We start from the raw sequence: 15,827 nt of genomic DNA, 5'->3' as shown, positions 1-15,827 counted from the left end.
TCGCTCGATTTCTCCCGCCCGCCTCGCGCAGGTATGATGGATTTTCGCGCCCCCGGTTGGCTGAACAAGCCGGACGGGTGTGCATTGGCGAGTTACCCAAGCGGCCAAAGGGATCTGACTGTAAATCAGACTGCTCTGCATTCGGGGGTTCGAATCCCTCACTCGCCACAGCCCCGGAATTACGCGGTTATCAGCCCCGGCAGGATCTCTCAGGAGGTACTGACCGGGGCTTTTTCGTGCCCGGTGATCACAGTTGTGTGCACACCACCGCGCGACGGCAGCAGAGACGCGACGCCGGCGACGGCTGTGCGCGCCTTGTCGCCGACCAGATGGCCGTACAGGTCGCGGGTGATCTGCGACGTCGAGTGCCCCATGATCTTCGACACGACGCCCATGTCTTCGCCGCTGGACAGGGCGAGCGATGCGAACAGGTGGCGCAGATCGTGGAACCGCTGCGGGCGCATCCCCTCCTGCAGCTGCTCGAATAGGCGTGACGGGTACTCAGGGCGAAGCTCACGGCCGTCTGCCATGGTGAACACCCGGCCGCTGTCGTCGTAGAGCTCTGCCCACTCCTCGCGCTCTGCGCTCTGTTTGATCTGCCACGCGACAAGCGCGCCCACGGCGCGATCGTTCAGCGGCACGATGCGGTTCTGGCCGGCGTCGGTCTTGATCGAGCCCTCAAGCGCCTTCTTGCCGACCCTGACGACCTGCACGGTGACCGTGAGGCGACGGTTCGGAAGGTCGACGTCCTCCCAGCGGAGCCCCACGAGCTCGCCGCGGCGGAGGCCGGTGAGAATGGCGAGCTCGAACAGGGCACCCAGTCGGTGCTGGGACGCCACGTCGAGGAATCTCCCGGCCTCTTCGGGCTCCCACGGGCGCACGGTCTGCTTGTCCGTCTTCGGGAGCTTCACGCGCGCTGCAGGGTTGTAGTCGATCATGTCGCGCTCGAGCGCATCGTTCAGGGCGCTGCGGAGAGTGGCGTGCAGTCGGCGGATGGCGGTTGCGCCACGGCCCTCAGCGACAAGCGCGTCGATGAGCTCCGCGACGTGGCCTTTCCTGAGTGCGCTCACCTGGTGGTGTCCGATGTGGTCGCTGATGTCCTCGATGTAGCGGCGGTAGCCGAGCACCGTCGACGGCTTGAGATCGCCGTTCCTCTCGAGCTTGTCCAGCCATCGGGTGAGGTAGTCGCTGAGCTTCTGCTTCTCGAAACGGTACGTGCCGGTGTGCAGCTTCTTCTCCGCTGCCATCTTCTCCGTCTTCGCGTCCTCGAAGCTCTCGAATCCGCTCTTGGAGACGTACCGGCGTCGACCGGTCTTCGGGTCAAATCCGGCCGAAAGTCGGTAGCTCCACGTGCCATGCCGGCTGTTCTTGAGCTTCGGGCACCGGGCGCCGTACTGCTTGCCGTTCTCATCGCGGCATCCACAGCGCCGCATGATGTCAGCCATTCTGATCACCCTCCTCCGGGATCCAATCGAACAGGTGCTCTGTGAGCTCCCAGTGCTCAGCGAGCACGTCGCGCGCAGTGCGCATCTGCGGTGTCGCGTTCGCCCACACGAAGGCGTCGTCGATCTCGTAGAGCTTTCGCGTGCGCTCGTTGATTCGGCCGGCCGCCCATGCCTCGAGCTCCGCGCGGCGCGTCTCGAATGTCGTGGTCAGAAGATCCTCGATCCGGGCTCGAAGCTCAGGCATCGTTGCGACCGTCCCGCGCAAGCGCTGCACGCTCACGATGTAGCTGTTCTGTTCTTCGCGGGCATTGTTCAGATGCTCACAGGCGTCGAGAAAGCGAGACCACCCGTTCTCTGTCGGATCGATTCGTGTTGCCAGTTGCAGAAGGTCGGATCCGTCGAGCTCGACCTGTCCGACAAGGATCGGGCCGGTCGCGTGCAGAAGGTCTGGAATGGACGCGTCGAGCGCGCGGGCGAGCGCAACTAGCTCGGCGGCCGTGAACGATCGCTTGCCCTTCTCCGCTGCGGAGACGGCCTGTCGTGACCACGGGCTTCCCAGGTGCTCACCTAGCGCTTCGCCGAGAGCGGCCTGTGTTCGATCAGCCCTGAGTCGCGCGATGTTCGCGCCTACGACGGCTTCGAGTGGTGTGGGGTTCGGCATCAGAACTCTTTTCTGTCGGATCCAGCATGACACGTATCTTTCGTGTTGACAAGTGGTGATTAGCCCGTTACGGTCGTGTCAAGCGACATCGGACATGTCGCTCTGAACATGACAGAAGGTGAACGCGATGCCAACGATCGATGAGTGGAAGCAGATCCCGCAGACCGACGTGGTGACTGCCGGCCGCGAGTTCTACGGGCTGGGGGAGACCGCATCCTATGGGGCTGCTCGCCGTGGAGAGATCCCGACTCTGCGCATCGGTCGAAAGCTCATCGTCCCCGTCCGTCGCGTTCTGGAACAGCTGGGAATCGAGTAACCACTACCGGCCCCCCGGAGGGGCCCAACGAGCTCAGGAGGCTCACAAATGAACACCATCCAACCTGACCACTGGGCAACCGAGACGACCGTTGACGACTTGGACGGTGAAGTCCCGACGGCCACCCACACACGCGACTACGTCGACGGTGACTTCACAGTCTGCCTGTCTCACGCGATCGCCGAAATCGACCTCGGCACGGACGTCCTCGTGAAGTGGGTCGAACAGGGAGCGACCGGCGGCCTCACCCCGGAAGAGTTCGCCGTCAGCGTCGGCAACGTCCCCGCGCTCATCGCAGTCCTGCAGCGTGCGCACGCCCTCCTCACGGAGACGGAGGCTGAGCGTGGTTGACGACATCAGCAACAAGCTCGCCGACGCACTCAAGAAGATGCGGCGCGACATCATCCGCCTTCAGTCCGCGCGACCGCTCGAGAACACAGCCATCCGCAGCGGTCGACTCCGGCTCATCGGCGCGCTGCTCCGCATCGACAGCGGCGGGCGGCTTGAGGTCATCGGCACGTGGCGGTTCGTCGGCGCAGGCGCGATCACCGGCGACGTCGTCGCTGAGGGGAAGTGGACGCAGAACGGTTCGTGGGAGCTCAACGGCCCCGGTGACATCGCAGGCGACGTCGACCTGACCGGGAACTTCGACCTCACCGGAGTCTTCACGTCCGGGAACGTCCGCATCGAGGACGGGAAGATCTACGTCGGCACCGGCGCGAATCAGATCGTGATCGACGGCGCGACGGGCAACATCATCGCCGGCGCCATGCGCATCGACCCCTCAGCGAGCGGCGGCGCTGTCGTCTTCAACACCGGCGCCGAGCTGCGATCCGAAGGTGACCTCACCTGGCTCGTGCACGGGAACAACGGTGTCGCCGTCGACGGCTCGCAAGTCATCGTCCGCTACGGCGCCCGACAGCTGCGCATCGCAAGCGACGGTGTGAAGATCACCGGACTCCCCACCCGCACCGGCACGGCACTCCCATCCGGCGCAGTAGGTGCGGATGCCGACGGAACCCTGTGGAGGGCTGCCTAATGATCCTCGACGCCCGCTTCGCCGGTGGATCCATCGAAGTCGACACCACCGAGTTCCTCGACCAGACCGCCGTACACCTCAGCGTGCCCGGCGCAGAGTTCCCCATGTGGCCCGATGAGGCTCGAGCGCTCGCCGCAGCACTCGTGACGATCGCCGACGCAGCAGACCGACCCCGCACCCTCCGACGATCCGCCGAGGTCGACGAAACACTACGGGGCATCGACCTGTGACCACCCGCACGCGCTGCTTCCGAGGCCGGGCCCACAACTGGAGCCCGGTCTCAGGGTGGTGCGTGAACGGCTGCGGATGGCGCGACGACGGCCACAACACCCGCAGCAGACCCCTCGACCCGATCGAGACACCCGACATCACCGAACCTCGCAGGGGACGGACGGATGACCGATCCGAGAAGGAGGTTGCATGGCTCCGACAGACGGATTCGTTCGACTCCCCAACTGGCTGATAGACGACGCCGACCTCACACTCCACGAGCTCGCGGTGTACATCGTGCTCGTGCGCTTCCGAGACCCGAAGACCGGCACATGCTTCCCCGGCATGACGACGATCGCCGACCGTGCCCGCATCTCACGCAAGAGCGTAGAACGCGCCATCCCGAAACTCGAAGCTCGAGGGATGATCCGCGTGCGACGACGGAGCACCCTCACAGAGAACAAGCCCAACGTCTACGAAGTCGCCCTCGCCAACGAGACGCCGGCCGAGATCTGGACCACAAGCAAGCGCGGACGTCGTGTCCCCAAGCGCCCCCGACCCACAGACTGGGAGTCTGTGGGTACGGAGGTCGACCCTTCACCCACAGACTCCCAGTCTGTGCCCACAGACTCCGAGTCGGTACCCCCACAGACTCCCAGTCGCCCTAAGAAGATCCAGAAGAAGAAGATCCAACAACAAGCTTTGACACAGCCGCAAGAGCGGCCGTCCGAAGCCGGGGATCAATTCTCATTCGACGGGGAAGAAGACCGAGCAAGCGAGAAGCAAGTGGCGTACCTCAAAGACCTCGCCACACACCTCAGCTACGGCAGCCAAGGCGGCACACCCGACGAAGCCCAGATCCAGCGCTGGCACAAGCTCACCCGGGCAGACGCCACCCAGCAGATCCGCGGATACCTCAAAGCGCTCGGCAGGCCCGACGACATCTACTACCCCGACTACGGGACGCCCGAATACAACGCACTCAGCCCCGCCGGCAAAGACTTCGCCGACACCGCAGGGATGCCCGACAGCGTCACCGCCTAACGACCAAGGAGACACCACCATGACCGATCTCGAACGTGCCTACCTGCACACCCACAACGCCGTCCAGAAACTCACCTACGTCCTCGAAGGCCAAGGCGTCATCACCGAACACGAACTCGCCTACATCTGGGGCGAACGAGCCGCAGCCGACGCAGTACGCCAGACCGACGACACCAAGGACGTGCACACTCCGCACACCCCCAAGGGTGTCAACAGTATGGACACCCTTGACCCGACAGCCCGCATTCCAGATGCGAGCTCACAGGAGGTGGTGAACCGCCACCCCCACGCAGGAGCCACCGGACCCGACGTCCTTTTGGGCGCAGGCTCTCCCAGCGACCGAGCAGTGACCGAGGAGCCGTGTGCTCACGCTGTGCTCACCGCCCCAGAAACCCGCGGAATCACGCGGGAAAACGGCAGGGCATCTGATAGTCAATCAGGCGGTGTCCTGTGACTGAGGAGCGCGCAATACCGCGCACACCCGCATTCACGTCCGACACCCGCTCGCCGTTCAGTGTGACGATGGCGTGGCTACGGCGGGCATGGCCTGAGGGAGCCGAGGTGATGCAGGCCTACATCCTGTTCCTCAGGCGGGAGGCCGAGACTAAGGCGGAACCTGGCTACCTCCCGGCTCCCCGTGTTGCCCGTGCTCGCACACGGCCCACCTATGCCAGTGTGCTCGCCGAGCTCGAGGTGACTCAGCCTGAGGCTGCGCGCGCGGTGAGCGGCTATGTGCGCACGCTGCGCGCTGAGTGCGCGGAGTACCGCGTGAAGCTCAAGGAGGCTGATCGGAGCATCGCCTACCTCGAAGGCCAGGTCGATGCACTCGGGGGTGACGATGAGTGAGCCACGCTGCAAGGTGTGCTCTCACGCTGATCGTGAGGCCATTGATGCTGCGATCGCTACTGGCATGAGCAACGTGCAGGCGGGGGAGCGGTGGGGGATCTCGAAGGACAGCGTGCGCCGGCATCGGGACTCCCATCTGTCGAAGGCCCTGCAGGCGGTGGCCGCCCAGCGGGAGGCGGGTGGGGCGGTGAAGGCAGCCGATCGTGCGGAGCTCCTCTACGAGAAGGCGTCGGCGGTGCTGGATGCCGCTACCGAGGAGGGGAAGGCATCGCTGAGCTTGGCCGCGCTGCGGGAGCTCAGGGGCATCGTGGAGTTGCTGGCGAAGCTGTCCGGTGAGCTTGATGAGCGGCCTCAGGTGCAGGTTCTGACGCTGGCGGTGTCCCCTGAGTGGCAGTCGACGCGGGCGGTGCTGGTGCAGGCTCTGGCGCCCTTCCCTGAGGCTGCGGTGGCGGTCTCTGAGGCTCTGCGGGCGGTGGAGGCGTGACGGTGCTGGCGGGGGATCTGGCGACGGCTCTGGATCCGGTGGTGTTCGCGGCGGGGCTGGGGTTCGATGCGGAGTCGTGGCAGTCGAGGCTGCTCCGGTCGCGGGCGGCTCGTGGGCTGGTGTTGTGCGCTCGGCAGGTCGGGAAGACGCAGACGGTGAGCTTCCGGGCTCTGCACACGGCGCTGTTCAATCCGGGGCGGGACGTGCTGATCGTGTCGCCGACGCAGCGGCAGTCGGATGAGATGTTGCTGCGGGTGTCGTCGCTGTATCGGGGGATGCGGGAGGCGCCGCGGTTGAAGCGCGACAACGCGTCTGAGATGGGGCTGTCGAATGGCTCGCGGGTGGTGTCTCTGCCGGGGAGTGAGGGCGGCATCCGCGGGTTCAGTCGCGTGAAGCTGCTCGTGCTGGATGAGGCTTCTCGTATCCCTGATGACGTGTTCGCGTCGGTGCTGCCGATGGTGGCCAGTGACGGCATGATTCTGGCGCTGTCGACGCCGTGGGGGCAGCGGGGGTGGTTCTACGACCTGCATCAAGATCCGGCGAACGGCTGGGAGCGTCACAAGGTGACGGTCTACGAGTCGGCGCAGTACACCCCGCAGCGGATCGCTGAGGTACGCGCGGCGCTGGGGTCGTTCGTCTTCAACTCCGACTACGAGTGCGTGTTCGGCGACACGGAGACGCAGCTGTTCGGCACGGAGGCTGTGCGTGCCGCTTTCTCGATGACCGTTCGACCTTTGGAGCTGGATATCTGATGGCAAGTTTCACTGTGGGGCTGGATCTCGGGCAAGGGCTCGACTATTCGGCGCTGACGATCGTTGAGCGGGTGATGGTGCTCCCGCCGAGGGTGTCGATCGGCACGTTCTACCGGCAGCCGGCCGAGGTCGGCGCGGCAATGCGTGAGGAGCTGCATGTGCGGCACCTGAGGCGCTGGGAGCTCGGCACCCCGTATCCGTCGATCGTGGCCGATGTGACGACGCTGATGCGCACACCGCAGATGCGGGAAGGCGGGATGCTGTTCGTCGATTCGACGGGCGTCGGACGGGCCGTCATGGACATGTTTTACGGCGCGTACCGGGAGGAGCGGTTCGGATGCTATCCGCCGGCGCCGGTGACGATCACCGCGGGGCGGGAGCGCAACGGGTGGAACGTCCCGAAGATGGATCTCCTCGCGGCAGTGCAAGCGCCGCTGCAGCTGGGGACGTTGAAGATCGCCGGGGATATGGCGCTGGGGCCGACGCTCGAGAAGGAGTTGACCAGCTTCCGGCAGACGATCTCTCAGTCCGGCCGGGAGTCGTATGACGTGCAGCGCCGCGCAGGGGAGGGGCACGGTGATCTTGTGATCGCTCTCGCTCTGGCGCTGTTCCAGAAGAACACCGTTCGTCGGCCCGATGTGGTCGAGAACAACGACAGTCTCGGAAAGGAGACGCCATGGATGCAGTGACCCCACTTTCCCCCCAGACCGGGGAGAAGGGTGTTAACACCGACACCCCCGATGACCTCAGTTCAAATGAGGGCATCGACCCGGCCGAAGGCACCGACCCGGACGGCACCGACGACCTCGCGACGATCCCGCAGGAACGTCTGGCGCAGATGCTGCGTGACAAGCGGAAGGCGGAGGCGTCGGTGCGTCAGAAGCTGCGCGACGTGGAGGCATCTCACGCGACGCTCGAGACGGCGGTGACGGGATTCCGTGCCCGACAGGTTCGCGCGGCAGCCGAGAAGGCCGGCGCGCTCGATACGGCTCTCGATGATGTCGTGTCGGCGGTTCCGCTCGAGGATCTGCTCGCAGAGGATGGGACGGTGGACGATGAGAAGCTGACGACGGCGCTCACCACTCTCCGGGAGCAGAAGCCGTTCTACTGGCCGACGCAGATGCTTCCCCGGTCGTCGGGAGGACAGAACCACACGGGCCCGACGTACAGCGGCGGCGCAAGTTGGGGAGACGTGATCAACGGGTGAACCGCGCGGGGAGGGGGCCGGATTTCAGATCCGACCCCCTTTTCGCCAGTTCTGGCGAAAGCAATGCGGTCATTCTCGACCGGGTTGCCGGCGAATGTCGGGGGCCCGCGATACCCTGGCAGTAGGCCTTGCGCCGCTCACGTTCAGCCCCTTGCGGGCGGATCGAAACACTCCATCGTTTCTGTCTGCCCGGAAGGGGCATTGCTATGACTACGTTCACCACCACCACCAACGTCAAGGGCATCTCGCCGGACGTCATCTCGCAGCTGCTCGTGCTCCCCGTGGAGGCCGCATCGATCGCCATTCAGGCATCGACGCTCATCCCCACGGACGCGACGCGCACACACATCCCGCTCGTGACCGGAGACCCGTCGGCAGCGTGGGTCGCGGAAGGCGCCGAGATCGGAGAGTCCGACCCGTCGATCGATGACGTCGTGGCCGTCCCTGCGAAGATCGCCGGCCTCAGCATCATCACCAACGAGCTCGCCGCGGACACCTCCCCGCAGGCCGCGCAGATCGTGGGCGACGGCCTGGCGCGCGACATCGCGAAGAAGATCGACCTGGCCTTCTTCGGCTCGAAGGGCGCGGACACCGTCAAGCCGGCCGGACTCGAAGACCTCACCGGCGTCACCGACGTCGTCGCGCCGGCAGCATGGGCGAACCTCGACCCGTTCGCGGAGGCCATCTACAACGCGGAGGGGCTGGGGCTGGACGTGAACACGTTCGTCGCCAACCCGGCTGACGCGCTGATCCTGGCGCAGCTGAAGGCCGCTACGGGCTCGAACCTCCCGCTGCTCGGAGCCGACCCGGCCAACCCGACGAAGCGCACGCTGCAGGGCGTCCGACTGCTCGTTTCGGAGGGCGTCACGGCCGGCACGGTCTGGGGCATCCCGAAGGTGCGCTCGATCATCGTCCGGCGCAACGACGTCGACCTGCAGACGGACAAGTCCGCGTACTTCACGAGCGACCGCACTGCGATCCGCGCGACGATGCGAGTCACGTTCGCCTTCCCGCACGCGGCCGCGATTCAGAAGATCAAGCTGGCCGCCTGATGGGCGTTCGCGCATCCGTTCAGTTCACCTCGCGGCTCGGGGAGGTGACGGCCGAGGTGCTGGCAGCTGCACAGCACGGCGTGAATCTCGCCGCCGAGGAGCTGCTCAAGCAAGCAGTGCTGCGTGCTCCGATGAACCAGGGTGACCTGCGGAACTCGGGCGGCGTCTCCATGTCCCTTGCCGCGCGCGGTGGGGAGCCCGAAGCGGACGTCGTTTTCAATGTTCCCTACGCCGCCCGCTTGCACGAGCACCCCGAGTACGACTTCGCAACCGACGCCAACCCCAACGCGCAGGGCAAGTACCTCGAGAACGCTGCCTTGGAGAACAAGGACCAGCTTGGCGAGGTCATCGCGGCGCAGATTCGTCGGGCCGGCGGATAGGCCGATGTGAGCACCTTGTGATCACACAAGGCATATCGAGCACCGAGGACACCCATCATCGGAGGTAGGTGTCCTCGGTGCTCACCACCGGAAACACGGCGATCTATCGGCACCCGTCGAAAGGCATCGCGCCGGGTGTGAAACTGTAAATCAGACTGCTCTGCATTCGGGGGTTCGAATCCCTCACTCGCCACCATGAGCTCGAAGAGCGCCGTCCCGAGGGGCGGCGCTCTTCTCGTTTCGACAGGCGTCAGTACTTGGCCGACTGCCCGCCGTCGATCGGAACGACGGTGGCATTGATGTAGCTGGCGTCGTCGCTGAGCAGGAACGCGACGACGGCGGCGATCTCGTGCGCTTCGCCGTAGCGCTTGGTCGGATTGACCTGGATGAACTCCTCCGCGGCCTTGCGCGGGTTCTCCGGGTCGAGCTGTTTCATCGAGTTCTCGACCATGGGCGTCCAGATGGCACCGGGTGCGATCGCATTGACACGGATCCCGTACTGCCCGTACTCGATCGCGGAGTTGCGGGTCAGTCCGACCACGCCGTGCTTGGCCGCGGCATAGCCGGACTGATTCCCGATACCGCGGATCCCGCCCACGCTGGCCGTGTTCACGACATAGCCCGACCCCTGTTCGCGCATGACCTTCAGGACCCTCTCCAAGCCGAGGAAGACGCCGCGGAGGTTGATGGCGACGACCCGGTCGAACTCCGCGCTCGTGAAGTCCTCGGTGAGGTTCTGCTTTCCCTCGATGCCGGCGTTGTTGAAGAACCCGTCGATACGGCCGAACTTCGCCACGGTCTCCGTGACGTAGCGGTCGACGTCCTCATCCTTCGATACATCGGCGACCACGGTGTGCGCTTCCGTGCCGCCGGGGAGAGCAGCGAGCGTATCCGCGAGTCCCGCTTCAGAGACGTCGACGAGCGCAAGCCTCGCGCCTTCTTCCGCCAGGCGGACGGCAGTGGCCCGGCCGAGTCCGGAGCCCCCTCCCGTGATCAGAACGACCTTGTCGGTGAAACGTGCCATGAGCTCCTTCTTCCCGTTCGACGGTCGACCGTCGGGTTTCTGTCCGACAGGTCATCCCCATCCAACGTATGCGCTCGCGTCGCGACCGCGCGACTGCTCGCCGATCGGACCCTAGTCGTTCATCTTCGGCCGCATGGGCTGTGAGTAGATTGATCCCCGTGGGAGGGGGTCGAATGGTCGAGCAGGGGGAAGCGCCGATCGGGCACGTCGTACATCTGGTCCGAACGCTCGACGATTCGACGGCGCCCGAGCGGATCGGACTCCCGACCCGCATGGGTACTGGGGGCCGGATCGTCGTCTGGCTGCTCGTCGGAGTGGGGGCGGTCGGCACCGGCATCCTGCTGCTCCTCCTGTGGACCGGGGATTCGCCGTGGTGGTTCAACCTGATCTTCACGTTCATGCCCGGGTTCGTCGTCGGCTTTGCCGTGGCGTTCGCGGACTCGACCCGGCGTGCGCGCACGGAGGAAGTGCTGGCCCTGCGATGGGCCGAGGCGCGGGGGATGGCGCGGTCAGGAGACGGCCGGGTCGTCGACCGGCAGGTGAGCCTCACCGAGCACGGGGGAGTGTCGGCGTTCACGCTGACGGTGACGGACCCGGCCGGATCCGTCATCCGCGCGCGCTGGTTCCGCAGCACTCCGGATGCCGGAGACGTCACGTTGCTGCAGACCCAGGTTCCGGCGCTCGGCTCCCGCGTGCGCATCTGGCAGATCGGCTCGTCGGCCGAGGAGGATGCTCCGGTCATCGTCGAGGCGCTCGACCCGAGCATCGTGAGTTCGACCTAGTCGTCGTGCTCGTCGTCCTCGTCGTCCTCGAGCAGCATCCCGACGGACGTCGCGCATGCGTCTCCTCGCCAGGCCTCGATGCCCTCCCTGATGGCGAAGCCTGCGATGACGAGAGCCGCGAGTGCGTCCGCCCACCACCATCCGAACCATGCGTTGAGCAGCAGGCCGACGAGCACCGCGGCACTGAGGTACGTGCAGATCAGAGTCTGCTTGGAGTCCGCGACGGCGCTCGCCGAACCGAGCTCGTACCCCGTGCGTCGTTCCCACAACGACAGGAAGGGCATCACGATGACGCTCACGGCAGCGACTCCGATGCCGAGCGGGGAGTGCGAGGGCTCCTCCCAGATGCCGATGAGCGTGAGACCCGCACTGGTGGCGACCCAGGCCGCGAGAGCGAAGAACGCGACGGCGATGACTCGCAGGGTCGGCTTCTCCCAGCGCTCGGGCTCCCGTCGTGTGAACTGCCAGGCCACGGCGGCGGCGGAGAGCACCTCGATCGTGGAGTCGAGGCCGAAGCCGAGCAGCGCCGCAGACGAAGCGGCGGCTCCTGCTGTCAGAGCCACGACCGCCTCGACCAGGTTGTAGCCGATCGTGAGGGCGACGATGAGGCGGATGCGGCGGTGCAGCACGGTCCGTCGGCTGTCGGTGAGCGCGTTCATGCCGTCTGCTCGCAGCAGCCGGGCACCGTGCACGACGCATCGCAGCACGGCTCGTTCTCGGCGACGGCCAGGGTCACACGAAGCAACTCGCGGATCGCCGCGACGAGGTGCGGATCGACGATGTCGTAGCGAGTCTGCCTGCCCTGCGGCTCGGCGACGACGAGTCCGCATCCGCGAAGGCAGGCGAGATGGTTCGAGACGTTCTGCTTCGTGAGGCCCAGTTCGCGCGCGAGGTCGGCCGGGTGCATGCCGCCGTCGAGGAGGCGCGAGAGGATCCGTGCCCGCGTGCGGTCAGACATGGCGCGCCCGATGCGCGTCATGACGTCCGTCGCGGAGTCGGGAGTGAGCATGCGCCGATAGTACATCCAACGCTGTACTGTTCGCGAGGCCCGACAAGCCTCACTCTTCATAGACTGGAGCAATGCGAGCGCTCACCGAAGCAGACGTCCGCGCCAGTTTCGTCAACGCCGAGCCGGATGAACTGCGCGTCATGGAGATGCCGCACGATTTCGTGCTGACGGACTGGGACTACCTCGACTTCTTCGCCTGGCGTGACCCGTCCGTCGCCCGGCGCGGGTACATCCTCGCTCAGCTCGACAGCGGCATCGTCGGCATCGTGCTGCGTGCGACGGATCCGGGCCGCGCGCGCAACGGACTGTGCAACATCTGCCACACGCTGCAGCCCGGCAACCAGGTGGTGCTGTTCTCCGCACGTCGTGCCGGTGCGGCAGGAAGCCGCGGCGACAGCATCGGCACGTACATCTGCGCCGACCTGTCCTGCCATGAGAATGTGCGGCTGGCGCATCCGCTCGCGCCGAACGAGATCCGGGCGTCCGGCCAGGTCGACATGCGGCTGGACGGCACGCGTCGCCGCATGGAGGGGTTCGTCGCGCGCACTCTCGAGGAGTCCTGACCGCGTTCTCGCGGTTACGCTGGACGAACCAGTCCTGCGCATCGAAGGAGACGCCGTGAGCGACGCCATTCTGCTGTCCGTGTCCGAGGGGATGGCCCGCCTGACGTTGAACCGTCCGAGCCGGCTCAACGCCTTCAACGCCGATCTGGCGCACGCCTGGCGCGACGCGACCATCGAGGCGACGACCCGCGATGATGTGCGTGCGATCGTGATCGACGCGGCCGGTCCGGCGTTCTGCGCCGGCGGCGACGTCCTCGACATGGCGAGCACGATGGGGTCCGGTGCGGAGATCGCTGCGCTCGCCGAGGTCATCAACTCCGGCATCCGGGCGCTCGTCGAGTCCGCCGTGCCGGTCGTGACGGCCGCACATGGAACGACCGCGGGAGGCGGCCTCGGCATCCTGCTCAGCGGCGACTACGCCGTCATCGGCAGCCGCTCGAAACTCGGCAGCCTGTACGCGAACATCGGACTCACCCCCGACCTGTCGGTCTCGGCCCAGCTCGCCAGGGCCGTCGGCGAGCGGCGGGCTCTGCAGCTGGTCCTGCAGGACCGCCTGCTCTCGGCGCAGGAGGCGCTGGACTGGGGGCTGGTCGCCGAGATCGTCGAGGGGGCGGATGCCGCGGACGAGGCCGAGCGGGTCCGGACGCGGGCCGAGGAGGTCGCCCGGTTCTGGCTCTCCGGTGCCGCGGCCGCCTACGGTCAGGCCAAGCGGCTCGTCCGTTCGCAGCCGTCTCGGACGTTCGCCGAACAACTCAGCGAGGAAGCGCGTTCGATCGGCGCCTCCTTCGACACAGCGGATGCGAAGGCGCGGGTCGCCGGGTTCGCTGCGGCATCCGCTCGGCGCGCCTGACGCGTCCGTTCTCCACGGCGCCGAACGGCTTCTCCCGCGCGTCGGGGGGACATGGCAGGATGAGAGCACGCAGGCCGACGAGAGGATCGCCATGTCGCAACCGGAGGAAGTCGCAGTCGCGAAGCCGAACGCATCGCTGCTGATCAGAGGGGCCATCTGGATCGCCATCGGAGCGCTGATCGCCGCTGCGCTGGTGTGCGTCATCTGGGTCCTGATCGGCGATCAGGACGGCCTGATCGGCCGAGCCTTCCTCACGATCCTGCTGCTCGCGGGTTTCGCCGGGATCGCGATCCTGGAGGCGGGGCTGGCCCCGAATCGTCCGGATTGGCTGGCGCTGACGAGCATGATCACGTGGATCGTCGCGCTTCTCGTCGGGGCGGTGAAGATCTGGCTGCCTGAGGACACCGGCTATTTCGGCGGCGGTGCCGAGAGGTTCTTCCAGTTGCTGCTCGTGGTCGGCATCCTGCAGCTCGCGCTGCTGCACGTGCGGCTGTTCAAGCCGGCGGCTGACCGTTACGTGACCGTCTTCACGCGCGTCATCTACTACTTGACGCTGGTCTTCCTCGTCGCGCTCGCGGCCATGCTGGTGTTCTTCCTCACGTTCCCGCACACGTTCACCTACAACGACCTGTACTGGCGGATCGTGGTGGCGCTCGCGATCCTCGCCGCCGTCGGCACCACGCTGATCCCGCTGCTGAACGCGCTCTTCGCGCCGAAGAAGCAGAAGTCGCAGGCCCCGGTCGCGGCTCAGCAGTGGCCGACGTACACCGATGGCGCGACGCCGCTGCCGGCTCTTGCCGACGGGACGCCGGACTGGAACGCCTACTACACCGGGCACCCGACGGTGCAGACCCAGGCGGCGCTCCCGGTCGGCTACCCCGTCGCTGACGGGTACGGTGCAGCCCCGGTCGCGCAGGCCTACCCCGGGGTGCAGCAGGCCCCGGTCTGGCCCGCTCAGGATCAGGCCCAGGCATGGCCGGTTCAGGATGTCGCGCAGGCATGGCCGGTTCAGGATGCCGCGCAGGCATGGCCGGTTCAGGATGCCGCGCAGGCATGGCCGGTTCAGGATGCCGCGCAGCAGTGGCCGACGTCGGATGCCGCGGCCGCCCCGCAGTGGCCGGCGCCCGAGCCCGTCGCTCCGGATGCGGAACCGGCCGCAGCACAGCCGGAGACGCCGGAGCAGCCCGAGTCCGCGACGCCCGCGGAGCCTGTCCAACCCGCCGCGCCGCAGCAGCCGACCGCATTCGCGCCGCCGCCACCGGCGCCGCCCGCGCCACCGATCGTCCCGCCTGCGGCCCCGCAGCAGTGAGCGGGGGACAGGCCGACGCGGCGCATCTGCACGCGCTCGCGGTCGACATCGCGCGCGAAGCCGGCGACCTGGCGAAGCTGCGCCGATCCGTCGGAGTCTCGCTGGCCGCGACCAAGTCGACCCTGGCGGACATCGTCACCGAAGCAGATCGCGAGGTCGAGGACCTCATCCGTGCCCGCCTCACCGCCGAACGCCCCGGCGACGGGTTCCTCGGCGAGGAATCCGAAGCGGATGCCAGCGTCACCGGCGTGACCTGGGTCGTCGACCCGATCGACGGCACTGTGAACTATGCCTACGGCATCCCGTCGTACAGCGTGAGCATCGCCGCGGTGCAGGGCCCAGCGCTACCCGATGAGTGGGTGTCGTTGGCCGCCGCCGTCTACGCGCCGGCCCTCGGCGAACTGTTCTCGGCCTGGCGCGGCGGTGGCGCCCGGCAGGACGAACGGTCGCTTCACGTGACGACCGAGATCCCGGCCGGCGCTCTGCTCGCCACCGGGTTCGGATACGACCCGGCCACGCACGACGGGGATCTGCAGACGGTGCGCTCGGTCATGCCGATCGCACGTGATCTGCGCCGCGGCGGCTCCGCCGCGCTCGATCTCGCCTATGTCGCGGCCGGTCGGCTCGACGGCTACTTCGAACGCGGCCTCAAACCCTGGGATCACGCGGCCGGAGCGCTGCTCGTAGAGGAGGCCGGCGGCCGCGTCAGTCGTCTGGACACATTCTCATCGCGCCCCATGCTGATCGCCGGCGGCATCGAAGCCCACGATCGCCTGAGTGCGATCCTCGCCTGACGCTGCCGATTCGTTCATGGCATTCTCAGCGTCCGCCCTGTAGTGTTTATCCATTCGTTA

23 protein-coding genes and 2 tRNA genes are annotated in these 15,827 nt (G+C 66.7%); 20 read left to right on the top strand and 5 right to left on the bottom strand.

All coding sequences use genetic code 11. The features are described from left to right. Positions 1–86 precede the first annotated feature (86 nt). Positions 87–168 (top strand) — tRNA-Tyr (locus tag M2317_RS14680). A gap of 41 nt (positions 169–209) precedes the next feature. Here M2317_RS14680 and M2317_RS14675 read toward each other — a convergent pair. Then, a complete protein-coding gene (locus M2317_RS14675) occupies positions 210–1,445 on the bottom strand; it encodes a tyrosine-type recombinase/integrase (protein ID WP_429461373.1) in 1,236 nt (411 codons plus the stop codon). Then, positions 1,438–2,106 (bottom strand): helix-turn-helix domain-containing protein, encoded by a 669-nt coding sequence (locus tag M2317_RS14670; protein ID WP_429461371.1) that lies wholly within the window; start codon positions 2,104–2,106, stop codon positions 1,438–1,440. The genes M2317_RS14675 and M2317_RS14670 overlap by 8 nt, the downstream gene beginning before the upstream one ends. Positions 2,107–2,233: 127 nt before the next feature. On the opposite strand from M2317_RS14670, the gene M2317_RS14665 reads away from it, so the two are divergent. The 14 genes from M2317_RS14665 to M2317_RS14600 all read left to right on the top strand — a co-directional run bounded on the left by M2317_RS14665 (position 2,234) and on the right by M2317_RS14600 (position 9,632). Continuing rightward, entirely contained in the window at positions 2,234–2,422 is a 189-nt protein-coding gene (locus M2317_RS14665) for a hypothetical protein (protein ID WP_429461369.1), read from the top strand. A gap of 48 nt (positions 2,423–2,470) precedes the next feature. Next, positions 2,471–2,773: a hypothetical protein gene (locus M2317_RS14660; RefSeq protein WP_429461367.1), complete on the top strand. Its 303-nt coding sequence runs from the start codon at positions 2,471–2,473 to the stop codon at positions 2,771–2,773. Continuing rightward, the gene (locus tag M2317_RS14655; protein WP_429461365.1) at positions 2,766–3,461 is read left to right on the top strand and encodes a hypothetical protein; all 696 of its coding nucleotides are present in this window, start codon (positions 2,766–2,768) and stop codon (positions 3,459–3,461) included. Before M2317_RS14660 ends, M2317_RS14655 begins: the two co-directional genes overlap by 8 nt. Next, positions 3,461–3,691 carry a hypothetical protein gene (locus M2317_RS14650; protein WP_429461363.1) on the top strand — a complete coding sequence of 77 codons (231 nt, stop codon included), beginning with the start codon at positions 3,461–3,463 and terminating at the stop codon, positions 3,689–3,691. Before M2317_RS14655 ends, M2317_RS14650 begins: the two co-directional genes overlap by 1 nt. A 190-nt stretch (positions 3,692–3,881) precedes the next feature. After that, positions 3,882–4,715, top strand: coding sequence for a helix-turn-helix domain-containing protein (locus M2317_RS14645; protein ID WP_429461361.1), 834 nt, complete (start codon positions 3,882–3,884; stop codon positions 4,713–4,715). A 19-nt stretch (positions 4,716–4,734) separates the two neighbouring features. Next, positions 4,735–5,169 carry a hypothetical protein gene (locus tag M2317_RS14640; protein WP_429461359.1) on the top strand — a complete coding sequence of 145 codons (435 nt, stop codon included), beginning with the start codon at positions 4,735–4,737 and terminating at the stop codon, positions 5,167–5,169. A gap of 107 nt (positions 5,170–5,276) precedes the next feature. Then, a complete protein-coding gene (locus M2317_RS14635) occupies positions 5,277–5,561 on the top strand; it encodes a hypothetical protein (RefSeq protein ID WP_429461357.1) in 285 nt (94 codons plus the stop codon). A 64-nt stretch (positions 5,562–5,625) separates the two neighbouring features. Beyond that, on the top strand, positions 5,626–6,045 hold the full coding sequence (locus tag M2317_RS14630; RefSeq protein ID WP_429461355.1) for a hypothetical protein: 420 nt from the start codon (positions 5,626–5,628) through the stop codon (positions 6,043–6,045). Then, positions 6,042–6,797 (top strand): terminase large subunit domain-containing protein, encoded by a 756-nt coding sequence (locus M2317_RS14625; RefSeq protein ID WP_429461353.1) that lies wholly within the window; start codon positions 6,042–6,044, stop codon positions 6,795–6,797. Before M2317_RS14630 ends, M2317_RS14625 begins: the two co-directional genes overlap by 4 nt. Next, positions 6,797–7,486, top strand: coding sequence for a hypothetical protein (locus M2317_RS14620; RefSeq protein WP_429461351.1), 690 nt, complete (start codon positions 6,797–6,799; stop codon positions 7,484–7,486). Before M2317_RS14625 ends, M2317_RS14620 begins: the two co-directional genes overlap by 1 nt. Beyond that, positions 7,474–8,004 (top strand): hypothetical protein, encoded by a 531-nt coding sequence (locus tag M2317_RS14615; protein ID WP_429461349.1) that lies wholly within the window; start codon positions 7,474–7,476, stop codon positions 8,002–8,004. The genes M2317_RS14620 and M2317_RS14615 overlap by 13 nt, the downstream gene beginning before the upstream one ends. A 206-nt stretch (positions 8,005–8,210) precedes the next feature. Further along, the gene (locus M2317_RS14610) at positions 8,211–9,056 is read left to right on the top strand and encodes a phage major capsid protein (RefSeq protein ID WP_429461347.1); all 846 of its coding nucleotides are present in this window, start codon (positions 8,211–8,213) and stop codon (positions 9,054–9,056) included. Continuing rightward, entirely contained in the window at positions 9,056–9,436 is a 381-nt protein-coding gene (locus M2317_RS14605) for an HK97 gp10 family phage protein (RefSeq protein ID WP_429461345.1), read from the top strand. The genes M2317_RS14610 and M2317_RS14605 overlap by 1 nt, the downstream gene beginning before the upstream one ends. Before the next feature lie 134 nt (positions 9,437–9,570). Continuing rightward, positions 9,571–9,632: transfer RNA gene (locus M2317_RS14600), tRNA-Ser, on the top strand. Between the two features lie 54 nt (positions 9,633–9,686). On the opposite strand, the gene M2317_RS14595 is transcribed toward M2317_RS14600, so the two are convergent. Further along, positions 9,687–10,460: a glucose 1-dehydrogenase gene (locus tag M2317_RS14595; RefSeq protein ID WP_429461343.1), complete on the bottom strand. Its 774-nt coding sequence runs from the start codon at positions 10,458–10,460 to the stop codon at positions 9,687–9,689. Positions 10,461–10,633: 173 nt separating this feature from the next. On the opposite strand from M2317_RS14595, the gene M2317_RS14590 reads away from it, so the two are divergent. Continuing rightward, positions 10,634–11,242 carry a hypothetical protein gene (locus M2317_RS14590; protein ID WP_429461341.1) on the top strand — a complete coding sequence of 203 codons (609 nt, stop codon included), beginning with the start codon at positions 10,634–10,636 and terminating at the stop codon, positions 11,240–11,242. Here the strand turns inward: M2317_RS14590 and M2317_RS14585 are convergent. Beyond that, a complete protein-coding gene (locus tag M2317_RS14585; protein ID WP_429461339.1) occupies positions 11,239–11,901 on the bottom strand; it encodes a cation transporter in 663 nt (220 codons plus the stop codon). The two genes, M2317_RS14590 and M2317_RS14585, sit on opposite strands and share 4 nt — an antisense overlap. Beyond that, on the bottom strand, positions 11,898–12,251 hold the full coding sequence (gene cmtR / locus M2317_RS14580) for a Cd(II)/Pb(II)-sensing metalloregulatory transcriptional regulator CmtR (RefSeq protein WP_429461337.1): 354 nt from the start codon (positions 12,249–12,251) through the stop codon (positions 11,898–11,900). Before cmtR ends, M2317_RS14585 begins: the two co-directional genes overlap by 4 nt. 71 nt (positions 12,252–12,322) lie before the next feature. On the opposite strand from cmtR, the gene M2317_RS14575 reads away from it, so the two are divergent. The 4 genes from M2317_RS14575 (at position 12,323) to M2317_RS14560 (ending at position 15,767) form a co-directional block, all read left to right on the top strand. After that, positions 12,323–12,814, top strand: a complete 492-nt coding sequence (locus M2317_RS14575) for an FBP domain-containing protein (protein ID WP_429461335.1) — start codon at positions 12,323–12,325, stop codon at positions 12,812–12,814. Between the two features lie 55 nt (positions 12,815–12,869). Continuing rightward, positions 12,870–13,664 (top strand): enoyl-CoA hydratase/isomerase family protein, encoded by a 795-nt coding sequence (locus tag M2317_RS14570; protein WP_429461333.1) that lies wholly within the window; start codon positions 12,870–12,872, stop codon positions 13,662–13,664. 91 nt (positions 13,665–13,755) lie between these two features. Continuing rightward, positions 13,756–14,973, top strand: a complete 1,218-nt coding sequence (locus M2317_RS14565) for a hypothetical protein (protein WP_429461331.1) — start codon at positions 13,756–13,758, stop codon at positions 14,971–14,973. After that, a complete protein-coding gene (locus tag M2317_RS14560; RefSeq protein WP_429461329.1) occupies positions 14,970–15,767 on the top strand; it encodes an inositol monophosphatase family protein in 798 nt (265 codons plus the stop codon). The genes M2317_RS14565 and M2317_RS14560 overlap by 4 nt, the downstream gene beginning before the upstream one ends. The last annotated feature ends 60 nt before the right edge of the window (positions 15,768–15,827 follow it).

This window comes from Microbacterium sp. ZKA21 (assembly GCF_050434165.1).
In the GTDB taxonomy this organism is placed as follows: domain Bacteria; phylum Actinomycetota; class Actinomycetes; order Actinomycetales; family Microbacteriaceae; genus Microbacterium.
The sequence above is the reverse complement of the archived record's forward strand: the minus strand, read 5'-3'. Positions and strand labels throughout refer to the sequence as shown.